Origin of the sequence: Acidovorax sp. FG27 (assembly GCF_040365715.1) — a bacterium.
Lineage (GTDB): Bacteria > Pseudomonadota > Gammaproteobacteria > Burkholderiales > Burkholderiaceae_C > Paracidovorax.
In genome coordinates this window covers 555898-575178 of the sequence record NZ_BAABVY010000009.1, presented here as the reverse complement: position 1 = coordinate 575178, position 19281 = coordinate 555898, and the positions used below count along the sequence as shown (strand labels likewise).

18 protein-coding genes and 1 tRNA gene are annotated in these 19281 nt (G+C 66.6%); 16 read left to right on the top strand and 3 right to left on the bottom strand.

All coding sequences use genetic code 11. The annotated features are described in order from the left end of the window. Positions 1 to 76 precede the first annotated feature (76 nt). Positions 77 to 1015 carry a drug/metabolite exporter YedA gene (yedA, locus tag ABWV53_RS09610; RefSeq protein WP_353365272.1) on the bottom strand — a complete coding sequence of 313 codons (939 nt, stop codon included), beginning with the start codon at positions 1013 to 1015 and terminating at the stop codon, positions 77 to 79. A 111-nt stretch (positions 1016 to 1126) separates the two neighbouring features. Between yedA and ABWV53_RS09605 the strand changes: the two genes are divergently transcribed. Beyond that, a complete protein-coding gene (locus ABWV53_RS09605) occupies positions 1127 to 1600 on the top strand; it encodes an Lrp/AsnC family transcriptional regulator (protein WP_353365270.1) in 474 nt (157 codons plus the stop codon). Here the strand turns inward: ABWV53_RS09605 and ABWV53_RS09600 are convergent. Then, positions 1597 to 2559, bottom strand: a complete 963-nt coding sequence (locus ABWV53_RS09600; protein WP_353365268.1) for a DMT family transporter — start codon at positions 2557 to 2559, stop codon at positions 1597 to 1599. The two genes, ABWV53_RS09605 and ABWV53_RS09600, sit on opposite strands and share 4 nt — an antisense overlap. Before the next feature lie 33 nt (positions 2560 to 2592). Between ABWV53_RS09600 and ABWV53_RS09595 the strand changes: the two genes are divergently transcribed. The 11 genes from ABWV53_RS09595 (at position 2593) to ABWV53_RS09545 (ending at position 13006) form a co-directional block, all read left to right on the top strand. After that, positions 2593 to 3066 carry a gamma-glutamylcyclotransferase family protein gene (locus ABWV53_RS09595; protein ID WP_353365266.1) on the top strand — a complete coding sequence of 158 codons (474 nt, stop codon included), beginning with the start codon at positions 2593 to 2595 and terminating at the stop codon, positions 3064 to 3066. A 231-nt stretch (positions 3067 to 3297) separates the two neighbouring features. Then, positions 3298 to 4629, top strand: a complete 1332-nt coding sequence (aceA, locus tag ABWV53_RS09590; protein WP_353365264.1) for an isocitrate lyase — start codon at positions 3298 to 3300, stop codon at positions 4627 to 4629. A gap of 339 nt (positions 4630 to 4968) precedes the next feature. Then, positions 4969 to 6888, top strand: a complete 1920-nt coding sequence (thrS, locus tag ABWV53_RS09585) for a threonine--tRNA ligase (RefSeq protein WP_353365262.1) — start codon at positions 4969 to 4971, stop codon at positions 6886 to 6888. A gap of 85 nt (positions 6889 to 6973) precedes the next feature. Then, positions 6974 to 7576, top strand: coding sequence for a translation initiation factor IF-3 (infC, locus tag ABWV53_RS09580; RefSeq protein WP_353366680.1), 603 nt, complete (start codon positions 6974 to 6976; stop codon positions 7574 to 7576). 205 nt (positions 7577 to 7781) lie between these two features. Next, complete coding sequence (rpmI, locus tag ABWV53_RS09575; RefSeq protein WP_008904041.1) at positions 7782 to 7985, top strand: 50S ribosomal protein L35; 204 nt, start codon at positions 7782 to 7784, stop codon at positions 7983 to 7985. 26 nt (positions 7986 to 8011) lie between these two features. Further along, positions 8012 to 8371, top strand: a complete 360-nt coding sequence (rplT, locus tag ABWV53_RS09570) for a 50S ribosomal protein L20 (protein ID WP_056667373.1) — start codon at positions 8012 to 8014, stop codon at positions 8369 to 8371. 101 nt (positions 8372 to 8472) lie between these two features. After that, positions 8473 to 9525: a phenylalanine--tRNA ligase subunit alpha gene (gene pheS, locus ABWV53_RS09565; protein ID WP_353365259.1), complete on the top strand. Its 1053-nt coding sequence runs from the start codon at positions 8473 to 8475 to the stop codon at positions 9523 to 9525. Between the two features lie 75 nt (positions 9526 to 9600). Then, complete coding sequence (gene pheT, locus ABWV53_RS09560) at positions 9601 to 12045, top strand: phenylalanine--tRNA ligase subunit beta (RefSeq protein ID WP_353365257.1); 2445 nt, start codon at positions 9601 to 9603, stop codon at positions 12043 to 12045. A 2-nt stretch (positions 12046 to 12047) separates the two neighbouring features. After that, on the top strand, positions 12048 to 12395 hold the full coding sequence (locus ABWV53_RS09555; RefSeq protein ID WP_353365255.1) for an integration host factor subunit alpha: 348 nt from the start codon (positions 12048 to 12050) through the stop codon (positions 12393 to 12395). 93 nt (positions 12396 to 12488) lie between these two features. Beyond that, the gene (locus ABWV53_RS09550; RefSeq protein WP_353365253.1) at positions 12489 to 12917 is read left to right on the top strand and encodes a MerR family transcriptional regulator; all 429 of its coding nucleotides are present in this window, start codon (positions 12489 to 12491) and stop codon (positions 12915 to 12917) included. A 12-nt stretch (positions 12918 to 12929) separates the two neighbouring features. Next, a tRNA-Pro gene (locus ABWV53_RS09545) sits at positions 12930 to 13006 on the top strand. A 200-nt stretch (positions 13007 to 13206) separates the two neighbouring features. Here the strand turns inward: ABWV53_RS09545 and ABWV53_RS09540 are convergent. After that, a complete protein-coding gene (locus tag ABWV53_RS09540; RefSeq protein WP_353365251.1) occupies positions 13207 to 14142 on the bottom strand; it encodes a polyprenyl synthetase family protein in 936 nt (311 codons plus the stop codon). Positions 14143 to 14309: 167 nt separating this feature from the next. Here ABWV53_RS09540 and ABWV53_RS09535 point away from each other — a divergent pair, with 167 nt between their 5' ends. The 4 genes from ABWV53_RS09535 to ABWV53_RS09520 are packed head-to-tail and all read left to right on the top strand — an operon-like array spanning position 14310 to position 19273. After that, positions 14310 to 15605 (top strand): nucleotide disphospho-sugar-binding domain-containing protein, encoded by a 1296-nt coding sequence (locus ABWV53_RS09535; RefSeq protein WP_353365249.1) that lies wholly within the window; start codon positions 14310 to 14312, stop codon positions 15603 to 15605. Continuing rightward, the gene (gene crtY / locus ABWV53_RS09530) at positions 15598 to 16830 is read left to right on the top strand and encodes a lycopene beta-cyclase CrtY (RefSeq protein ID WP_353365247.1); all 1233 of its coding nucleotides are present in this window, start codon (positions 15598 to 15600) and stop codon (positions 16828 to 16830) included. Before ABWV53_RS09535 ends, crtY begins: the two co-directional genes overlap by 8 nt. Then, the gene (locus ABWV53_RS09525) at positions 16827 to 18326 is read left to right on the top strand and encodes a phytoene desaturase (protein WP_353365245.1); all 1500 of its coding nucleotides are present in this window, start codon (positions 16827 to 16829) and stop codon (positions 18324 to 18326) included. The genes crtY and ABWV53_RS09525 overlap by 4 nt, the downstream gene beginning before the upstream one ends. After that, positions 18323 to 19273: a phytoene/squalene synthase family protein gene (locus ABWV53_RS09520; RefSeq protein ID WP_353365243.1), complete on the top strand. Its 951-nt coding sequence runs from the start codon at positions 18323 to 18325 to the stop codon at positions 19271 to 19273. Before ABWV53_RS09525 ends, ABWV53_RS09520 begins: the two co-directional genes overlap by 4 nt. The last annotated feature ends 8 nt before the right edge of the window (positions 19274 to 19281 follow it).

Genomic DNA, 19281 nt, shown 5'->3' with positions numbered 1-19281 from the left:
TTTTTTTGCCTCCAGATGTTGCGCTGCCGCGGGGTGGCTCTCGGCACTGCCACACGGCCGGGCCGACGCTCCTGGCTCATCCCTGGCGGCCCCTGCGGGCCAGCAAAATCACCAGCACGGCCGCCAGGATCACGCCGCAGGCCAGCCATTCGCGCGGGCTCACGGCCTCGCCGGCCACCACGCTGCCCAGCAGCAGCGCGATCAGCGGGTTGACGAACGCATAGCTGGACGCCAGGGCCGGGCTGGCATGGCGCAGCAGATAGAGGTAGGCGCTGAAGGCCACCAGGGAGCCCAGCACCACCAGATAGAGCCATGCGGCAGCGGCGGCCGGCTGCGGCGGCCAGCTCGGCCGCTCCCCCAGGGCCCCGGACACCGCCAGCAGAACGAGGCCACCGCAGAGCATTTCGCTGGCGAAGCCCGCCGCGCCGGGTGCGAGCGGGCAGCGCGTGGTCGACAGCACCGACCCCAGCGACCAGGCCGCCGTGGCGGCCAGGATGCACACCAGGCTGAGCGGAGACGCGGCAAAGCTCGCGCCTCGCACCAGCAGCAGCACGCCGGCCAGCCCTAGCGCCATGCCGAGGCACTCGCCCGCGGACGGCCGCCGACCCCACAGCAGCCCCCAGCCGCAGATCATCATCGGCACCACCGCGATGCACGCCGCGATCAGGCCGGAGCCGATGGCCACGCTGGCCTGCGCCGTCAGGCCCATGCCGGCGCCGAGCATCAGGGTGCCGATGACGGCCGCGTGCGCCCATTGCCGCGCCGTGGGCAGGTCAGGCCCTGACCGGCCGGCGCCCGGCCGCACCCGGCGCCACACCACCCAGCCCATCAACAGCAGGCCCGCGACGAGAAAGCGCGAGCCCATCTGGAAGAAGGGCGGAAAGCTCACCAGCGCGACCCGTATCGCCAGGTAGGTGGAACCCCAGACGAGGTAGCAAGCCAGGAGCGCGAGCAGGACGGGGGCCGGCAGCGTCGGCGCGAGCCAGCGCGCGGGGTGATGGGACCAGGTGTTCATGCCGGAAATGCTACGGACGGGCGCGCCGCCCGGCCATGCCGCTTTCAAGGTTGAATCGCACCATTGCCTTGCAATTGCTGGTTCAATGGGGCGATGACCGAAACATTCGATATGGATGCCCACGACGGCCGCATACTGGCCGAATTGCAGGCCGACGGCCGCCTGAGCATGGCCGAGCTGGGCCGCCGGGTGCACCTCAGCCAGCCGGCCGTCACCGAACGGGTGCGCAAGCTGGAGGCGGCCGGTGTCATCCTGGGCTACGGGGCGCGGGTGGACCACGAGCGGCTGGGCTACGGCATCCGTGCGCTGGTGCGGGTCGGGCGGGCCGAATACGCACGGGTGGTGAAGCTCATCGAGAACACGCCCGAGGTGCTGAATGCCTTCAACGTCACCGGGGAAGACAGCTGGATCCTCGAGATCGCCGTCATCGATGTGAGCCACCTGGATGCGGTGGTCACCGGGTTCTGCCTGCTCGCCCAGACGTCCACCTGCATCGTGCTGAACGCCGCAAGGGAACATGCGCCGCTGCTGCCGGCGCGCCGGGAGGCCATCCGGCCGCCCATCCGCAAGGTGACGGGCCGCTAGTTGCCTTCGGGGGCAGGGGGCGCGGCCGGCGTGCGTCCACGGCGCACGGGCAGGGTGGCCAGCACCACGCTCGCCAGCGCGATGCCGAAGGCCACCATCTGCATGGGGGTCATGCGCTCGCCCAGCACCAGCACGCCCACCAGCGTGGCGCTGACCGGCAGCAGTACGGTGAAGATCCCGCCCTGCGCGGCGGGCACCGCCTTCAGGCCGGTCATCCACAGCCAGACGCTCCACACGCAGGCGGCCAGCGCATAGAACACCAGCAGCAGCCAGGTGCCCGCGCCCACGGCGCCGAAGTCGAAGTGCCAGGCGGCATGGAGGCCGAAAGGGGTGGCGATGAGGAAACCCCACAGATTGATGAGCGAGGTGATGCGCCGGGGGCCGAGCGTGCCGGTCAGCTTCTTGCCGATGACCGAGTACGCGGCTTCGCACAGCGACGCGGCGACCAGCAGCGCATAGCCCAGCCACACCAGATTGTGGGTGTTTTGAGGCTCCAGCGCTGATGATACGGGCGCATGATGCTCTGGTTTTGATAGCGAGAAGAGCAGGATGCCCGCCACCGCCATCGCGACGGAAAGCCAGGTGCGGAGCGCCACCCGCTCGCGCAGGAACACCCAGCTCATCACTGCCACCGCCGCGGGGATGGACGACATGATCACGCCCGCCGACGTGGCGCTCGTCATGCTGACGCCGTAGATCATGCATACCGTGAACAGGAAGTTGCCCAGCAGCGACTGAAGGAACAGCAGCCCGATGGTGTGGGCGGGCAGCGGCGCCTCGGCCGCCGGCTTGCGCAGCCAGTGAAGCATGGCGACGCCGCCGATGCCGAACCGCATCCACGCCAGCAGGAACACCGGAAAGGCCGCTGCCAGCGGCTTGGAAAGCGCGACGTAGCTGCCCACCAGGGACATGCTGAGTGCGAGGCAGAGATAGGCGACAGGGCGGCTGGGCGTATTCACTAGACTGCGGCACGAATCATTGGAGATCCGATCATGCCCCACGAATCCACCGATCAGCCGGCGCCGTTGCGCCACGTCTTCGTCTACGGCACGCTGCGGCGCGGCGGCAGCAACGACATCACCCGCCTGCGGCCCGCCGCCCGCTACGTGGGCACGGCCCGGCTGCGCGGCGCGCTCTACGGGCTCGGCCCCTATCCGGGCATGCGCCTGGACGGCCACGGCGACGACGATCCGCCGGTGATCGGCGAGGTGTACGCCGTCAGTGCGGAGCTCGAGCGCCAACTGGACGTGATCGAGGGCCTGCGGCTGGACGTGCCCGCGCAGGACCTGGATGAATATGCCAAGCGCGACGTAGTGGTGGAAGTCGGTGGCCAGCCGATTCCGTGCTTCATGTACGAGATCCATCCCCGGTTCGCCAACGATACGGCGCGGCTGCTGCACGGAGACTGGTTCCAGGTCGTGCAGCCGCTGGGCGGGTCCATCGAGGTCGAGCTTCCAGCGACGTAAACGCACTTCCACGATGTGAAATAGAGCCATGCCGCGCTGCACAAAAATTTCTTGATATGAGAAATCATTTTTCACATGGAAAAATTTTGTGACTAAGCCGTTGATTGCAAAGGACAATATTTCACTCTTCTATAAGACATAAGAGCTTGCGCAGGTCTTATAGAAGACTTAAAGTTGATTCCAAGGGCCAGTCGCCCGATGTGTCCGCAACTTCCCTTTCTGGAGAGAACCATGCCCCAATCGCTGAATGCCCAACTGAGCCGTGAACAACAGATCGCAGCCCTCGAACTCGACTGGGCGCAAAACCCGCGCTGGAAGGGCGTGAAGCGCAATTACTCCGCCGCCGACGTGGTGCGCCTGCGCGGCAGCGTGCAGCCCGAGCACACCTACGCCCAGCGCGGCGCTGAAAAGCTGTGGGACAAGATCAACGGCGGCGCCAAGAAGGGCTACGTGAACGCGTTTGGCGCCATTTCCGCCGGCCAGGCCATGCAGCAGGCCAAGGCTGGCCTCGAAGCCGTGTACCTGTCGGGCTGGCAGGTGGCGGCCGACGGCAACACGTCTGAAACCATGTACCCCGACCAGTCGCTCTACGCCTACGACTCGGTGCCCACCATGGTCCGCCGCATCAACAACACCTTCAAGCGTGCCGACGAGATCCAGTGGGGCCGGGACGTGAACCCGGGCGACAAGGAATTCATCGACTACTTCCTGCCGATCGTGGCCGATGCGGAAGCCGGGTTCGGCGGCGTGCTCAACGCCTTCGAACTGATGAAGAACATGATCGCCGCCGGTGCTGCAGGCGTTCACTTCGAAGACCAGCTCGCCGCCGTCAAGAAGTGCGGCCACATGGGCGGCAAGGTGCTGGTGCCCACGCAGGAAGCCATCGAAAAGCTGATGGCGGCCCGCTTCGCCGCCGACACCATGGGCGTGCCCACCATCATCCTGGCACGCACCGATGCGGAAGCCGCCAACCTCATCACCTCCGACCATGATGCGAACGACAAGCCGTTCCTGACCGGCGAGCGCACGCAGGAGGGCTTCTACCGCGTCAAGAACGGTCTGGAGCAAGCCATCAGCCGCGGCGTCGCCTACGCCCCCTACGCCGATCTGGTGTGGTGCGAAACCGGCGTGCCGGACATCGGCTTCGCCCGCGAGTTCGCGCAGGCCGTGCACGCCGCCTGCCCGGGCAAGCTGCTGAGCTACAACTGCTCGCCCTCCTTCAACTGGAAGAAGAACCTCAACGAAAAGCAGATCGCCTCGTTCCAGGAAGACCTGTCCGCCCTGGGCTACAAGTACCAGTTCATCACGCTGGCCGGCATCCACATCAACTGGTACAACACCTTCCAGTTCGCCCACGCCTATGCCCGTGGTGAAGGCATGAAGCACTACACCGAGATGGTGCAGGAGCCTGAATTCGCGGCGCGCGAGAAGGGCTACACCTTCGTGTCGCACCAGCAGGAAGTGGGCGCCGGCTACTTCGACGACGTCACCACCGTGATCCAGGGCGGCTCCTCCAGCGTGAAGGCGCTGACGGGCTCCACCGAAGAAGAGCAGTTCCACTGATCTGCCCACTCGAAGGCGGCCCCGGGGCCGTCCTTGCCCACGAAGCCCGGCCAGTGCCGGGCTTTGTCGTTCCTGGGCGGCGCCGCGCCGGTCGCGGCCAGGCCGGCGGCGGGACGGGTTAAAATCACCGGATCTCAACGCACAAGGGCGAGAAAGGCAATCTGGTTATGACACCGCGAACTACTTCGGAGCCATCCACCGGCCTGTAAAGGCTGGACGTTCGCGCCTGCACACCTTCTTGCTGCACCCCCATCCAAAAGCGCGGACTTGTGTTCCGCGCTTTTTGTTTTTGGGCATGGCGCGGGCTCTTCCGGATGAATGGACGAACAGGATTTTTGAATGATTCAGATCACGCTTCCCGACAACTCCCAGCGCGAATTCCCCGGCCCGGTCACGGTGTCCGAAGTCGCCCGCTCCATCGGCCCGGGCCTGGCCAAGATCATGGTGGCCGGCAAGGTGGACGGCAAGCTGGTGGATGCCAGCGACCTCATCGACCACGATGCGCGCCTGCAGATCATCACGCCGCGCGACCAGGAAGGCGTGGACATCATCCGCCACTCCTGCGCGCACCTGGTGGGGCATGCCGTCAAGCAGCTCTACCCGTCCGCCCGCATGGTGATCGGCCCGGTCATCGAAGAGGGCTTCTACTACGACATCGCCTTCGAGCGGCCTTTCACGCCCGAAGACATGGCCGCCATCGAGCAGCGCATGAAGGAGCTGATCGCGCTCGACTACGACGTCATCAAGAAGATGACGCCGCGTGCGGAGGTGATCGAGGTCTTCAAGGCGCGCGGCGAGGAATACAAGCTGCGGCTCATCGAAGACATGCCCGATGAGAAGGCCATGGGCCTTTACTACCATCAGGAATACGTGGACATGTGCCGTGGCCCGCACGTGCCGAACACGCGCTTTCTGAAGGCGTTCAAGCTCACCCGCGTGTCGGGCGCGTACTGGCGCGGCGATGCGAAGAACGAGCAGCTGCAGCGCATCTACGGCACCGCCTGGGCCGACAAGAAGGACCTCGACGCCTACATCCAGCGCATCGAAGAGGCCGAGAAGCGCGACCACCGCAAGCTCGGCCGCGAGCTCGACCTGTTCCACATCGACGAGTATTCGCCGGGCACCGTGTTCTGGCACCCCAAAGGCTGGACGGTGTGGCAGGGCGTGGAGCAGTACATGCGCCAGGTCTACCGCGACAACGGCTACCAGGAGGTGAAGGGCCCCCAGATCCTCGACAAGCACCTGTGGGAGAAGACGGGCCACTGGGACAAGTACCGCGAGAACATGTTCACGACGGAGAGCGAGAAGCACGACTACGCGCTCAAGCCGATGAACTGCCCGGGCCACATCCTGATCTTCAACCAGGGTGTCAAGAGCTACCGCGACCTGCCGCTGCGCTTCGGGGAATTCGGCCAGTGCCACCGCAACGAGCCCACCGGCGGCCTGCACGGCATCATGCGCGTGCGCGCCTTCACGCAGGACGACGGCCACATCTTCTGCACCGAAGACCAGATCCAGCAGGAGTGCATCAACTTCACTGCGCTGCTGCAGAAGGTCTACAAGGACTTCGGCTTTACCGACATCATCTACAAGGTGGCCACGCGTCCCGCAAAGCGCATTGGTTCGGAAGAAAGCTGGGACAAGGCCGAGAACGCGCTCATCGAAAGCCTGAAGGCTTCGGGCTGCGACTACCAGATCGCCGTGGGCGACGGCGCCTTCTACGGCCCGAAGCTCGAATACACGCTGCGCGACGCTATCGGCCGCCACTGGCAGTGCGGCACGATCCAGGTCGATCCGTCGATGCCCGAGCGCCTGGGCGCCGAGTACGTCGGTGAAGACGGCGCGCGCCACACCCCCATCGTGCTGCACCGCGCGATCGTCGGCAGCCTGGAACGATTCATCGGCATCCTGATCGAACAGCACGCTGGCGCGCTGCCCACATGGCTGGCGCCGGTGCAGGTCGCCGTGCTCAACATCACCGGCGCGCAGGACGAATACTGTCGCGAAATTGCCGCAAAGCTGCAAAAATCATTGCCGAATCAAGGCCTTAGAGTGGTGACCGATCTGCGTAACGAAAAGATCACGTATAAAATACGAGAGCATTCGTTGCAAAAGCTGCCTTACATCCTCGTCGCAGGCGAGAAAGAAAAGGCAGCCGGCGCCGTCGCAGTGCGCGCCCGAGGCAATCGAGACCTCGGTGTGATGTCTCTCGAAGCGTTCGTCGCGCTCATCGCAGAAGACATTGCCTCTAAAGCCTGATTTGGTTGAAAACATGCTTTAGCCCGCGTGGACAGTGCGGCATTAGCTACTATTTTTGTAGCATCTTGATTGAAGGAATAGAGCCATCGCTACTGAATTTCGTGATCGTCGCCACCGCGAAGAGCGCAAGCACCGCCTGAACCGGGAAATCATGGCCCCCGAGGTCCGCCTCTCGGGTCCTGACAATGAGCCATTGGGCGTCGTGAGCCTCATGGAAGCTCTGCGCATGGCGGGCGAGTTGGATGTGGACCTGGTGGAGATTGCCGCCACGGCCAGCCCCCCCGTTTGCCGTCTCATGGACTACGGCAAGTTCAAGTACCTTGAACAGAAGCGCGCGGCGGAGGCCAAGGCCAAGCAGACGGTCATCGAAATCAAGGAAGTGAAGTTCCGTCCCGGTACCGACGACGGCGACTACAACATCAAGATGCGCAACATCCGCCGCTTCCTGGCGGAAGGCGACAAGTGCAAGATCACCCTGCGCTTCCGTGGGCGGGAAATCACCCACCAGGAGCTGGGTCTGGCCCTGTTGAACCGCATTCGCGACGATCTGGGTGATTCGATCCTGGTGGAGCAATTCCCCAAGCTCGAAGGGCGCCAGATGATCATGATGATCGCGCCGGGTCGCAAGAAGCCCGCAGCGGCCAAGCCTGCGGGCGAGACCGCGGGCAGCGCCGCTCCGGCGGCCTGACAGGGCGGGGCGGGCCGATCGGTCCGCCAGAAGGGTCTTGAAGAATGTGCGGCATGGGGCCTTCCAGGTCCCGTGCGGCATGAGACGGCGTGAAAGCGCCGTCGCGCAGCGCAGCAATGCCGCTGCTTAAAAGTGGCTCGGGGCCAACAAGTTTGCGAATCGGTTTGCAAACGCCTCACGAGCACAAAGAAGAAGGAGCATTCACATGCCCAAAATGAAGACCAAGAGCAGCGCGAAAAAGCGTTTCCGCGTTCGTCCCGGTGGCACCGTCAAGCGCGGTCAAGCCTTCAAGCGTCACATCTTGACCAAGAAGACCACCAAGAACAAGCGCCATCTGCGTGGTGCGGTTGCTGTGCACGAGACCAACATGGGCTCGATTTCACAGATGCTGCCCGGCATGGGCGTTTAATTTACTGACGAACAAGGAGTACTCACATGCCTCGCGTCAAACGTGGTGTAACGGCCCGTGCCCGTCACAAGAAAGTTCTAGCCCTCGCCAAGGGTTTCCGTGGTCGCCGCGGTAATGTCTTCCGCATCGCCAAGCAGGCGGTGATGAAGGCTGGGCAATATGCCTACCGTGACCGCCGCACCAAGAAGCGCGTGTTCCGCCAACTGTGGATCGCCCGTATCAACGCCGCTTCGCGCGAACTGGGCCTGACCTACAGCCAGTTCACGAACGGCCTGAAGAAGGCTTCCATCGAGATCGACCGCAAGATGCTGGCCGACCTCGCGGTGCACGACAAGGCTGCCTTCGGCAGCATCGTGGAACAAGTCAAGGCCAAGCTGGCTGCTTGAGTTCACGGTCGATTGCTATTGAGTAGATAGCAGTCTGCGCACTAACAACAAGGGCTAGAGCTTGAAAAGGCACTAGCCCTTGTTTATTTTCATGAGTCGATATGAACGAGCTGGATTCCCTGGTCGAAAGCGCGCGGCAACTGTTCGCGCAAAGCACAACCCCTGCTGATCTGGAAAACGCCAAGGCGCAGTTTCTGGGCAAGTCCGGCCGCCTGACCGAACTCATGAAAGGCATGGCGCAGCTGACGGTGGAAGAAAAGAAATCGCGCGGCGCTGCGATCAATCTGGCTAAGCAGGCCGTTGAAGCGGCGTTGACCGACCGCCGCCAGGCGCTCGCCGATGCGGAACTGCAGCTGCAGCTCAAGGCCGAGGCGCTGGATGTCTCCCTGCCAGGACGCCAGCGGGGCCGGGGCGGCCTGCACCCCGTGTCGCTCACGCTCGAGCGCATCGAGCAGATCTTCGGCTCCATGGGTTTCGAGGTGGCGGAAGGCCCCGAGATCGAGACCGACTGGTTCAACTTCACTGCGCTCAACACGCCGCAGGACCACCCGGCGCGTTCCATGCACGACACGTTCTACGTGGAAGGCGGCACCCCCGATGCGCCGCATCTGCTGCGCACCCACACCAGTCCCATGCAGGTGCGCCACGCGGTGCAGCACGTCAAGCGCCACCGCGAGAGGATCGACGCGGGGCAGGGCATGCCCGAGATCCGCGTCATCGCGCCCGGCCGCACCTACCGCGTCGACAGCGACGCGACCCATTCCCCGATGTTCCACCAGTGCGAAGGCCTGTGGATCGGCGAGAACGTGAGCTTCAAGGACCTGAAGGTCGTGTTCACGGCCTTCTGCCGCACATTCTTCGAGAGCGACGACCTGGTGCTGCGCTTTCGCCCCAGCTTTTTCCCGTTTACCGAGCCCAGCGCCGAGATCGACATCCAGTTCCAGAGCGGCCCGCTGGCCGGCCGCTGGCTGGAAGTGGCGGGCTCCGGCCAGGTGCACCCGAACGTGGTGCGCAACATGGGCCTGGATCCCGAGACCTATATCGGCTTCGCTTTCGGCATGGGCCCGGACCGGCTGACCATGCTGCGCTACGGCGTCAACGATCTGCGCCTGTTCTTCGACGGCGACGTCCGCTTCCTCACGCAGTTCCAGTGAAGCGTGCCGGCATGAGGCCGGCAAGCCGGGGCTGCGTGGCGGCCCGACCATCGATCGAATCTAGAGAATCCGAAAATGCAATTTCCAGAATCCTGGCTGCGCGAGTTCTGCAACCCGCCGCTGACCACCGCCGAACTGGCCGAAACGCTGACCATGGCCGGTCTCGAAGTGGAAGAGCTGCGCCCCGTGGCGCCGGCGTTCACGCGCATCGTCGTCGGCGAGATCAAGGAGGCCGTGCAGCACCCCAATGCCGACCGCCTGCGCGTCTGCCAGGTCGACGTCGGCCAGGACGCGCTGCTGAACATCGTCTGCGGCGCGCCGAATGCCCGCGTCGGCATCAAGGTGCCGTGCGCCCTGGTCGGGGCCGAGCTGCCGCCGGGTGAAGACGGCAAGCCTTTCGTCATCAAGCTCGGCAAGCTGCGCGGCGTCGAAAGCCAGGGCATGCTGTGCTCGGCCAAGGAGCTGCAGCTGGCCGACGATCACGGCGGCCTGCTCGAGCTGGCCGACGATGCGGTGCCTGGCCGCGACATCCGCGAGCAGCTCGACCTGGACGACACGCTCTTCACCCTGAAACTCACGCCCAACCTGGCCCACGCACTGAGCGTGTACGGCATCGCGCGCGAGCTGTCGGCGTTGACGGGCGCACCGTTGAAGTCGCCCGAGATCGCTCCCGTGGCGACCTCATTGGACGAGCGCCTTCCCGTGAAGGTGGTGAATGCCGATCTGTGCGGGCGGTTCTCCGGCCGCATCGTGCGCAACGTCAATACGCGAGTGGCGACGCCGCAATGGATGGTCGACCGGCTGGCCCGCTGCGGGCAGCGCAGCGTGTCGCCGCTGGTGGACATCTCCAACTACGTGATGTTCGAGCTGGGGCGGCCGTCCCACATCTTCGATCTGGACAAGATCGACGGCGGCCTGGAGGTGCGCTGGGGGCGCGAGGGTGAGCAGCTGAAATTGCTCAACGGCAACACGGTGACCGTGGATGCCACCGTGGGCGTCATCGCGGACCGCCAGGCCGTCGAATCGCTGGCCGGCATCATGGGCGGCGACGCCACGGCGGTGTCGGACGACACGCGCCACATCTATGTCGAAGCCGCCTTCTGGTGGCCCAAGGCGGTGGCCGGTCGGTCGCGCCGGTTCAATTTCTCGACCGATGCGGGGCACCGCTTCGAGCGCGGCGTGGATCCGCAGAACACGGTGGAGCACATCGAGCGCATCACGCAACTGGTGCTGGACATCTGCGGCACGTCCGAGACCACGTGCGGGCCGGTGGACGATCAGGTGCTGGACGTGCCGCAGCCCAGGCAGGTCACCCTGCGGGTGGCGCGCGCCGCCAAGGTCATCGGCATGCCGCTCGCGCAGGGCCAGTGCGTGGATGCCTTGCAGCGCCTGGGCCTGGAGGTCACGGCGCAAGACGGCGTGCTGCAGGTGGTCGCGCCCTCCTATCGCTTCGATATCAACATCGAGGAAGACCTGATCGAGGAAGTCGCGCGCATGATCGGCTACGAGCGGTTGCCCACCACGCCGCCGCTCGCGCCCATCACGCCGAAGCTGCGCGCCGAATCGCGCCGCAGCGCCTTTGCCGTGCGACGCGAGCTGGCCGCGCTGGGCTACCAGGAGACCATCAACTTCAGCTTCGTGGAGGCGGAATGGGAGCGTGACCTCGCCGCCAATGCCCAGCCGATCCAGCTGCTCAACCCCATCGCCAGCCAGCTCAGCGTGATGCGCTCGTCGCTGCTGGGCTCATTGATGCAGGTGCTGAAGTTCAACCTGGACCGCAAGGCCGACCGTGTGCGGGTGTTCGAGCTGGGCCGCGTGTTCCTGCGGGACGGATCGGTGGTGGACACCGACACGACCGTGGCCGGCGTGCACCAGCCGATGCGCGTCGCCGGCCTGGCGTATGGCCCGGCCGAAGCGCTCCACTGGGGCTCCAAGTCTCAGGCGGTCGATTTCTTCGACGTCAAGGGCGACGTGCAGGCACTGCTGGCGCCCCTGGGAGCCACGTTCGCGCCGGCCACGCACCCCGCCATGCATCCGGGGCGCTGCGCCCAGGTGGTGCTGGACGGCGAAGTCGTCGGCCATGTCGGTGAACTGCACCCGCAGTGGCGCCAGTCCTGGGGCCTGCCGCTGGCGCCCATCGTTTTCGAACTCGAACTCGAGGCGGTGCTGCGCCGCCCGGTGCCGGTGTTCAAGGCGGTGGCCAAGCACCAGGCCGTCGAGCGCGACATCGCCGTGGTGGTCGCTGAGCGCGTGACCCACGGCGAGGTCATGGCGGCCATCCACTCCGCCGTGCCCTCCGACGTGCTGCGATCGGCCGTGCTGTTCGACGTGTTCCGGCCCAAGCCGCTGCGTGACGGCGAAACCGCTGGCGCCGGGGCGCTGGCCGCTGGCGAGAAGAGCCTGGCGGTGCGCCTCACGCTGGGCAGCGACGCGGCTTCGCTGACCGAAGCAGAGATCGATGCGGCCGTGCAATCCACGCTGCAGGAACTGTCGCGCCGAACCGGCGCAAGGCTGCGGTGAGCATGTTGAAGGGAGATGCCGACGTGGTGGAATTCACCGTGGAAAGCCTGGAGACGCCCGCGCTCACCAAGGCGCAGCTGGCCGATCTGCTGTTCGATCACATCGGGCTGAACAAGCGCGAGTCCAAGGACATGGTGGATGCGTTCTTCGACCTGATCGCCCAGAGCCTGGTGGAAGGCCGGGACGTGAAGCTGTCGGGGTTCGGCAACTTCCAGATCCGCACCAAGGCACCGAGGCCGGGGCGCAACCCCCGCACGGGCGAGTCCATTCCGATCGAGGCGCGGCGCGTGGTCACCTTCCACGCGAGCAGCAAGCTCAAGGAGCAGATCCAGAACCCGCCTGCGGGGTAAACAAGGCCTGGATCGCCGGCGGTCGCCGGGCACTGGCAACCCGCAATCCGCTGCGGTACCCTTGCCCGCTGGCCTGCCTGTCCGCGAAGTCCCATGAGCACATCGCTTCCTTCCATTCCCGCAAAACGCTACTTCACGATCGGTGAAGTGGCGGAGCTCTGCGGCGTCAAGCCGCACGTGCTGCGCTACTGGGAGCAGGAATTCACCCAGCTGCGCCCGATGAAGCGCCGTGGCAACCGACGCTACTACCAGCACCATGAAGTGCTGATGATCCGCCGCATCCGGGACCTGCTCTATGACCAGGGCTTCACCATCAGCGGCGCCCGCAACCGCTTGCAGGATGGTCCATGGACGGACAACGAGTCCGCCGTGTATCCGTCCGACGCGGCTGGCGATGGTGCGGCTCCGTCAGTGCCTTCCGCGCCGGCGGTCGTGTCGACATCGGTGGACGCTGCAGCGATCCGCAAAGAATTGCGCGAAATTCGCGAGCTTCTTCTGGAAGGCGAGATTTCCGTCCTATAATTGCGGTCTTGTCGGCGTGTAGCGCAGCCTGGTAGCGCACTTGCATGGGGTGCAAGGGGTCGCGAGTTCGAATCCCGCCACGCCGACCATTTTTTTTCAGTGAATCAATGGGCTATGCCGCAAGGCGTAGCCCATTTTTTCTTGATGCCTTAGCGAAAGGGCGCGAGGGCGCGAGGGAGCGGTTCCCGCCACGGCTTGGGGGCCATGCCTGGCGCAGATCGGGTGGCGCCCTTACCGTCACGCGGTGGCAGGCCGGGATTGCGCGGCGACGGCCCGCCGCAGGTGCCGGTCAATGCAGCTGGGATGCGAACAGCGTGCGGACCAGGGTGGGCAGGGAGTGTTCCAGCGGCATCGCCTGGGCGATGAGCGTCTCCGCCCGTTCCACCTGCGCAGCCAGGATCCGGCGCGTCTGCCTCGCGCCCACCATCGACACCAGCGTGGACTTGCCCACGTCCTGCCTGCAGTCCTTGCCGAGGAGGGACGGTTCCATTTCCTGGTCTGCCAGATCGTCGGCCAACTGGAATGCCTGCCCAAGTGCGTCCGCAGCCTCACGCAGCAGGCCGCGCGTGCGGGCGTCTGCGCCCGCAGCCAGGCTCGCGATCTCGAATGCCGCCGCGAACAGCACTCCCGTCTTCAACTGGTTCGTGCGGGCGATCTGGGGCCGGCTCGACTCCCCCGCTGCCGCATGGAGATCGCGGTACTGTCCGGTCACCAGCCCTTCGATGCCCACCGCGTCTGACAAGACCGCCACCATGTCCGTCCTGACCCGCGGGGCGATGGCTGCGGCGGTGGCCGTGACGCGCCATGCCCGCGCCAGCAGCGCGATCGCGGCCAGCATGGCAACGTCTTCTCCGAACGCGATGTGCACGGTCGGCTGCCCTCGGCGCAGCTTGGCGTCATCCATGCAGGGCAGATCGTCGAGAAAAAGCGACGCGGCGTGCACCATCTCCAGCGCGCAGGCCGCGTCCAGCACGTCGGCGGGGTCCAGCCGAAAGCCGCGTGCTGCCAGCAGCACAAGCAGCGGCCTTACCCGTTTGCCTGGGGCCAGCACGCCGTACCGCATGGCCGCACCGACACGGTCCTGGTGTGCGTCGGCGGCGGGCAGCAGTGTCCGAAGCCGCTCCTCGATCATCCCGCGCAGCGTGTCGGTCGACGCGCCGACGGATGGCGCCTGAAGCGGCACGGCATGGGCAAACGACGGCAAGGCCGCAGGCAGAGCAAGCATGGGATGAAACTGGTTGGTGCGCCCACCAAGCGGACGCCAGGGTATGCACCTTAGTCACAAAGGCATGGCATGAACCCTTGCAGGGCGCAACTCAAGCCCGCGTCCTACAGCCCAGGTGGACACAATAGCTGGATTGGCCCGGGCTTGCCGCCAGGCCGCCACCATCCATGCACTTCGCCGTCATCGCCCCACCATTCACCAGCCACGTGCGAGCGTTGGAGGCCCTGGCATCGGTGTTGATGGATCGCGGCCATCGCGTGAGCTGGCTGCACCAGGCGGACGTGTCCACGCTGATCCGCGACCGCCGCATCGGCTTTCATGCGCTGGGTGCGGCAACGCACCCAGCGGGGCAACTGGGCGCCATCGTCGCCCGCGCCGCCGACCCTGGCGGGCTGGGCGGCTTGCGCCGCGTGATCCAGGACGTCGCCGCAGGAACGGACATGCTGTGCCGCGAGGCCCCTGCCGCGCTCGAACGTTGGGGTGTCGACGTCATCGTCGCCGACCAGATGGAGGCGGCGGGCGGTCTGCTGGCCGCTGGTCTGGGTTTGTCTTTCGTGTCGGTGGCGTGCGCGCTGCCCGTGAACCGGGATCTCCGTGTGCCGCTTCCGGTGATGCCCTGGGGTTATGCCCAGGATAAGCGCGGTGAGCAGCTGAACGAGGGCTCCACCCGTGTCTACGACTGGCTGATGACGCCGCACGAGCGGGTGATCCAGCGCCATGCGGCCCGGTTCGGCCTGGCGGGGCGGCGCACGCTGGCCGACTGCCTCTCGCCGATCGCCCAGATCAGCCAGACCACGGCAGGTTTCGACTTCCCGCGTGCGGACCTCCCGGCGCATTTTCACCATGTCGGGCCGCTGCGCGGGCCGTTGGTTGCCGAGCCGCCGCTCGACCTTGAACTGGATGCATCCAGGCCCTTCGTCTTCGCGTCGCTCGGCACGCTGCAGGGCGGGCGCTTCGGGCTGTTCAAGCGCATTGCCCACGCCTGTCGCGATGAAGACCTGCAGTTGCTCATCGCCCACTGCGACCGCCTGGACGGTGCGCAAGCTGCGGCCCTGGTGCGCGCCGGGGCCACGGCCGTGACCGGTTTCGCGCCGCAACGCACGGCCCTGGCGCGTGCCGACGTGGTGGTAACGCACGCGGGTTTGAACACGGCCATGGATGCATTGGAAGCGGGCACGCCGCAGCTGGCGCTGCCATTGGCCTTCGACCAACCCGGCGTGGCAGCGCGTATCGCCCATGCAGGTACGGGGATCAAGCTCCTTCCTCCGCTTGCCAGCGTGAAGGCCGTGCGCCGCGCCCTGCGCACGCTGCTGAGCGAGCCCCGTTTCGCCGACCGCACGCGGGCATTGGGCCAGGAGGTGGTCGCTGCGGGCGGCGCGGAGCGGGCCGCTGACATCGTGGAAGCCGCGCTCCCTGGTTCCACCGTCGCCCGCGAGGCGGCGAGTCTGGCGTCCCATGCATGATGACGGTGCCCCGGGCCGCCTCGAAGCCGATCTGTTGCTGGTGGGCGGCGGGCTCGCGAACGGGCTGATCGCGCTACGGCTCACGCAGGCGCATCCCGACATGCGCATCCTGTTGCTCGAAGCGGGCGACACCTTGGGGGGCAATCACACCTGGAGCTTTCACGCATCCGATCTGTCCGCCGCTCAGCGCGCCTGGATCGACCCTCTGGTCGTACACCGCTGGCCAGCGCATGACGTGGTGTTTCCTGGGTACCGGCGGCGCCTGGACGGCGGGTACTGCAGCGTGACTTCGGACCGCTTCGACGAGTTGCTGGGCGTGCAGACCGGCCTTGCCATGCGTTTGGGCTGTGCCGTCGATTCCGTGGCGCCGACCCATGTGCGCCTTGCCAGCGGCGAGGTGCTGCGATCCCGTTCGGTGATCGACGCGCGCGGGGCGCCTGACATCGCGCACCTGGCATTGCGGTTCCAGAAATTCCTGGGGCAGGAGTTGCGGCTCGAGCAGCCCCACGGCCTGTCCGCACCCGTGCTGATGGACGCCACGGTCGACCAGGTCGATGGCTATCGCTTCGTCTACCTGCTGCCGTTCACGGCCGATACGCTGCTGGTGGAAGACACGGTGTATGCCGACGGGAGCGACCTCTCCCGCGAGCGGCTGCGCGAGCACATCGCTGCCTATGTCGCCGGCCGAGGGTGGCGCGTGGCGCAGGTGCTGCGGGAAGAAGAGGGCGTTCTGCCGATCGCCCTCGCCGGCGATGTGGAAGGCCTGTGGCAAGGGGCGCACGGCGTGCCGAAGGCCGGGCTGGCCGCGGCCCTGTTCCATGCCACCACGGGCTACTCGCTGCCCCAGGCGGCGCGTCTGGCGGACCATCTGGCCGCCTTGCCGCGCAGCACCTGGGACGATCCCGCGCAGGTGTTTTCCGCCGTCCGCGCCCACGCGGTGGCGCACTGGAAGGCCGCCGGCTTCTTCCGCCTGCTCAACCGCATGCTGTTCCTCGCGGCCGCGCCCGCCGAGCGGCGCGCCGTCATGGAGCGTTTCTACGGCCTGCCGCAAGCACTCATTCACCGCTTCTATGCCGGCCAGCCCACCTGGCGTGACAAGGCCCGCATCCTGACGGGCCGTCCGCCGGTGCCGGTGGCGGCCGCCATGCGGGCGGCCCTTCGCCCCGTACCTGCCGGGCCTTCGGGTTCATCGTCGATTTCCCCTGTCGCAGCATCCACTGAATGAATCCTTCCTCGTCTCCAGCGGCCACTGCCGCGGTCATCGGTTCCGGTTTCGGGGGCCTGGCGCTCGCCATGCGGCTGCAGGCAGCCGGCGTGCAGACCACGGTCTACGAATCACGCGACAAGCCCGGCGGGCGGGCCTACGTCTATCACGACCAGGGGTTCACGTTCGATGCCGGGCCCACGGTGATCACCGACCCGTCGGCGCTGCAGGAGCTTTTCGCGCTCTCGGGGCGCACGCTGGCCGACTATGTGGAGCTGCTGCCGGTGACACCCTTCTACCGGCTCTGCTGGGAGGACGGCACCACGCTCGACTACGCCAACGACCAGCAGGCGCTCGACGCGCAGCTTCGCGCCTTGTCCCCTGAGGACGTCGAGGGCTACCAACGGTTCCTGGCGTATTCGCGCGCCGTGTTCGAGGAGGGCTACCGCAAGCTGGGCACCGTCCCCTTCCTGCACTTCCGGGACATGGTGGCCGCCGGCCCTGCGCTGGTGAAGCTCCAGGCCTGGCGCAGCGTCTACGGCAAGGTGTCCCAGTTCATCAAGGATGAAAAGCTGCGGCAGGTGTTCTCGTTCCATTCGCTGCTCGTGGGCGGCAACCCGTTCGAGACCAGCTCCATCTACGCGCTGATCCATGCGCTGGAGCGGGAATGGGGTGTGTGGTTTCCGCGCGGCGGCACCGGCGCGCTGGTCCAGGGCATGGTGCGCTGTTTCGAAGACATGGGCGGCACGCTGCGGCTGTCCACGCCGGCGGAACGCATCGAGGTGCAGGCCGGCCGCGCCACCGCGGTCGTGGCTGGCGGCCAGGCGCATGCGTTCGATCAGGTGGCGTCGAATGCCGACGTGGTGCACACCTACGAGCGCCTGCTCGGCCACACCACGCGCGGGCGGGCCGAGGCGCGGCGCCTGAAGGGCAAGCGCTTCAGCATGTCGCTGTTCGTGGTGCATTTCGGGCTGTCGCGCCCGCAGCCGCAACTGCGGCACCACACCGTGTGCTTCGGTGCCCGTTACCGCGAACTGATACGCGACATCTTCCACGGCAGCGAGGTGCCGCAAGACTTTTCGCTCTACCTGCATGCACCTTGCGCGACGGACCCATCGCTTGCGCCGCCTGGCTGCTCCAGCCACTACGTGCTGGCGCCGGTGCCGCACCTGGGCAATGCGCCAGTCAACTGGTCGGTGGAAGGGCCCCGCTTGCGCGACCGCATCTTCGACTATCTTGAGACGCACTACATGCCCGGCCTGCGCGACAGCCTGGTCACCAGCCGGATGTTCACGCCGGCCGATTTCCGCGATGAGTTGAATGCGCACCACGGCTCCGCGTTCTCGCTCGAGCCGGTACTCACGCAGAGCGCATGGTTCCGCCCGCACAACCGCGATGCGGAGATTTCCAACCTCTACATCGTCGGCGCCGGCACGCACCCGGGCGCAGGCGTTCCGGGCGTGGTGGGGTCGGCCAAGGCCACCGCGGGCCTGATGCTCCAGGACGTGGCCCGATGACCGCCGCGCACACGTCCGCCGCGGCCCGGGTCATCGCGCACGGCGACGCCGCCATCCGCTCCGGCTCACACAGTTTCTCGGCCGCGGCCCGGCTGTTCGCGCCGGAAGTGCGCGAGGCCGCCGTCATGCTGTATGCGTGGTGCCGGCACTGCGATGACGTGGTGGACGGCCAGACCCTGGGCCATACCCAGCGCGGCGCGCCGGCGGATGGCAGCGCGGCCTTGCTGGCCCAGCTGCGGCATGCGACGCGGCAGGCTTGCAGCGGCCAGCACCAGGACGATCCGGTCTTTGCCGGGCTGGCCGAGGTGGTGCGCCGCCACCGCATCGCGCCGGTGTATTTCGAGCATCACCTGGACGGCTTCGCGATGGATGTGGCGGGCCAGCGCTATGCGACTCTGGACGACACGCTGACCTACTGCTGGCGCGTGGCCGGCGTCGTCGGCGTGATGATGTCCCAGATCATGGGCCGCAGCGACGCGCCCACGCTGGACCGCGCATGCGACCTGGGCATGGCGTTCCAGCTCACCAACATCGCCCGCGACGTGGTGGAGGACGCGGCCATCGGCCGGGTCTACCTGCCCGCCGAGTGGCTGGCCGCCGAGGGCCTGCCCAGCGATGCGCGCCTGGCCGAGCCGCACCACCGTGCGGCGCTGGCGCGCGTGGCGCAGCGCCTGGTGGAAGCGGCCGAGCCCTATTACGATTCCGCCATGTCCGGCCTGCCCGCGTTGCCGCTGCGCTCCGCCTGGTCGATCGCCACCGCCCGTTGCGTGTACCGTGCCATCGGGCGCAAGGTGCACCACCGCGGTCCGGCGGCCTGGGACAGCCGCGCGCGCACGACGGGGGTGGAGAAACTGGGCTGGGTGGTGGCCGCCGCCGCGCAGGCCGTGGCGTCCCGGGCCAACGCGCCGGCGCCGCGTGATCCGCGCCTCTTCCAGCGGCCCGCCTGAGGCTGCGG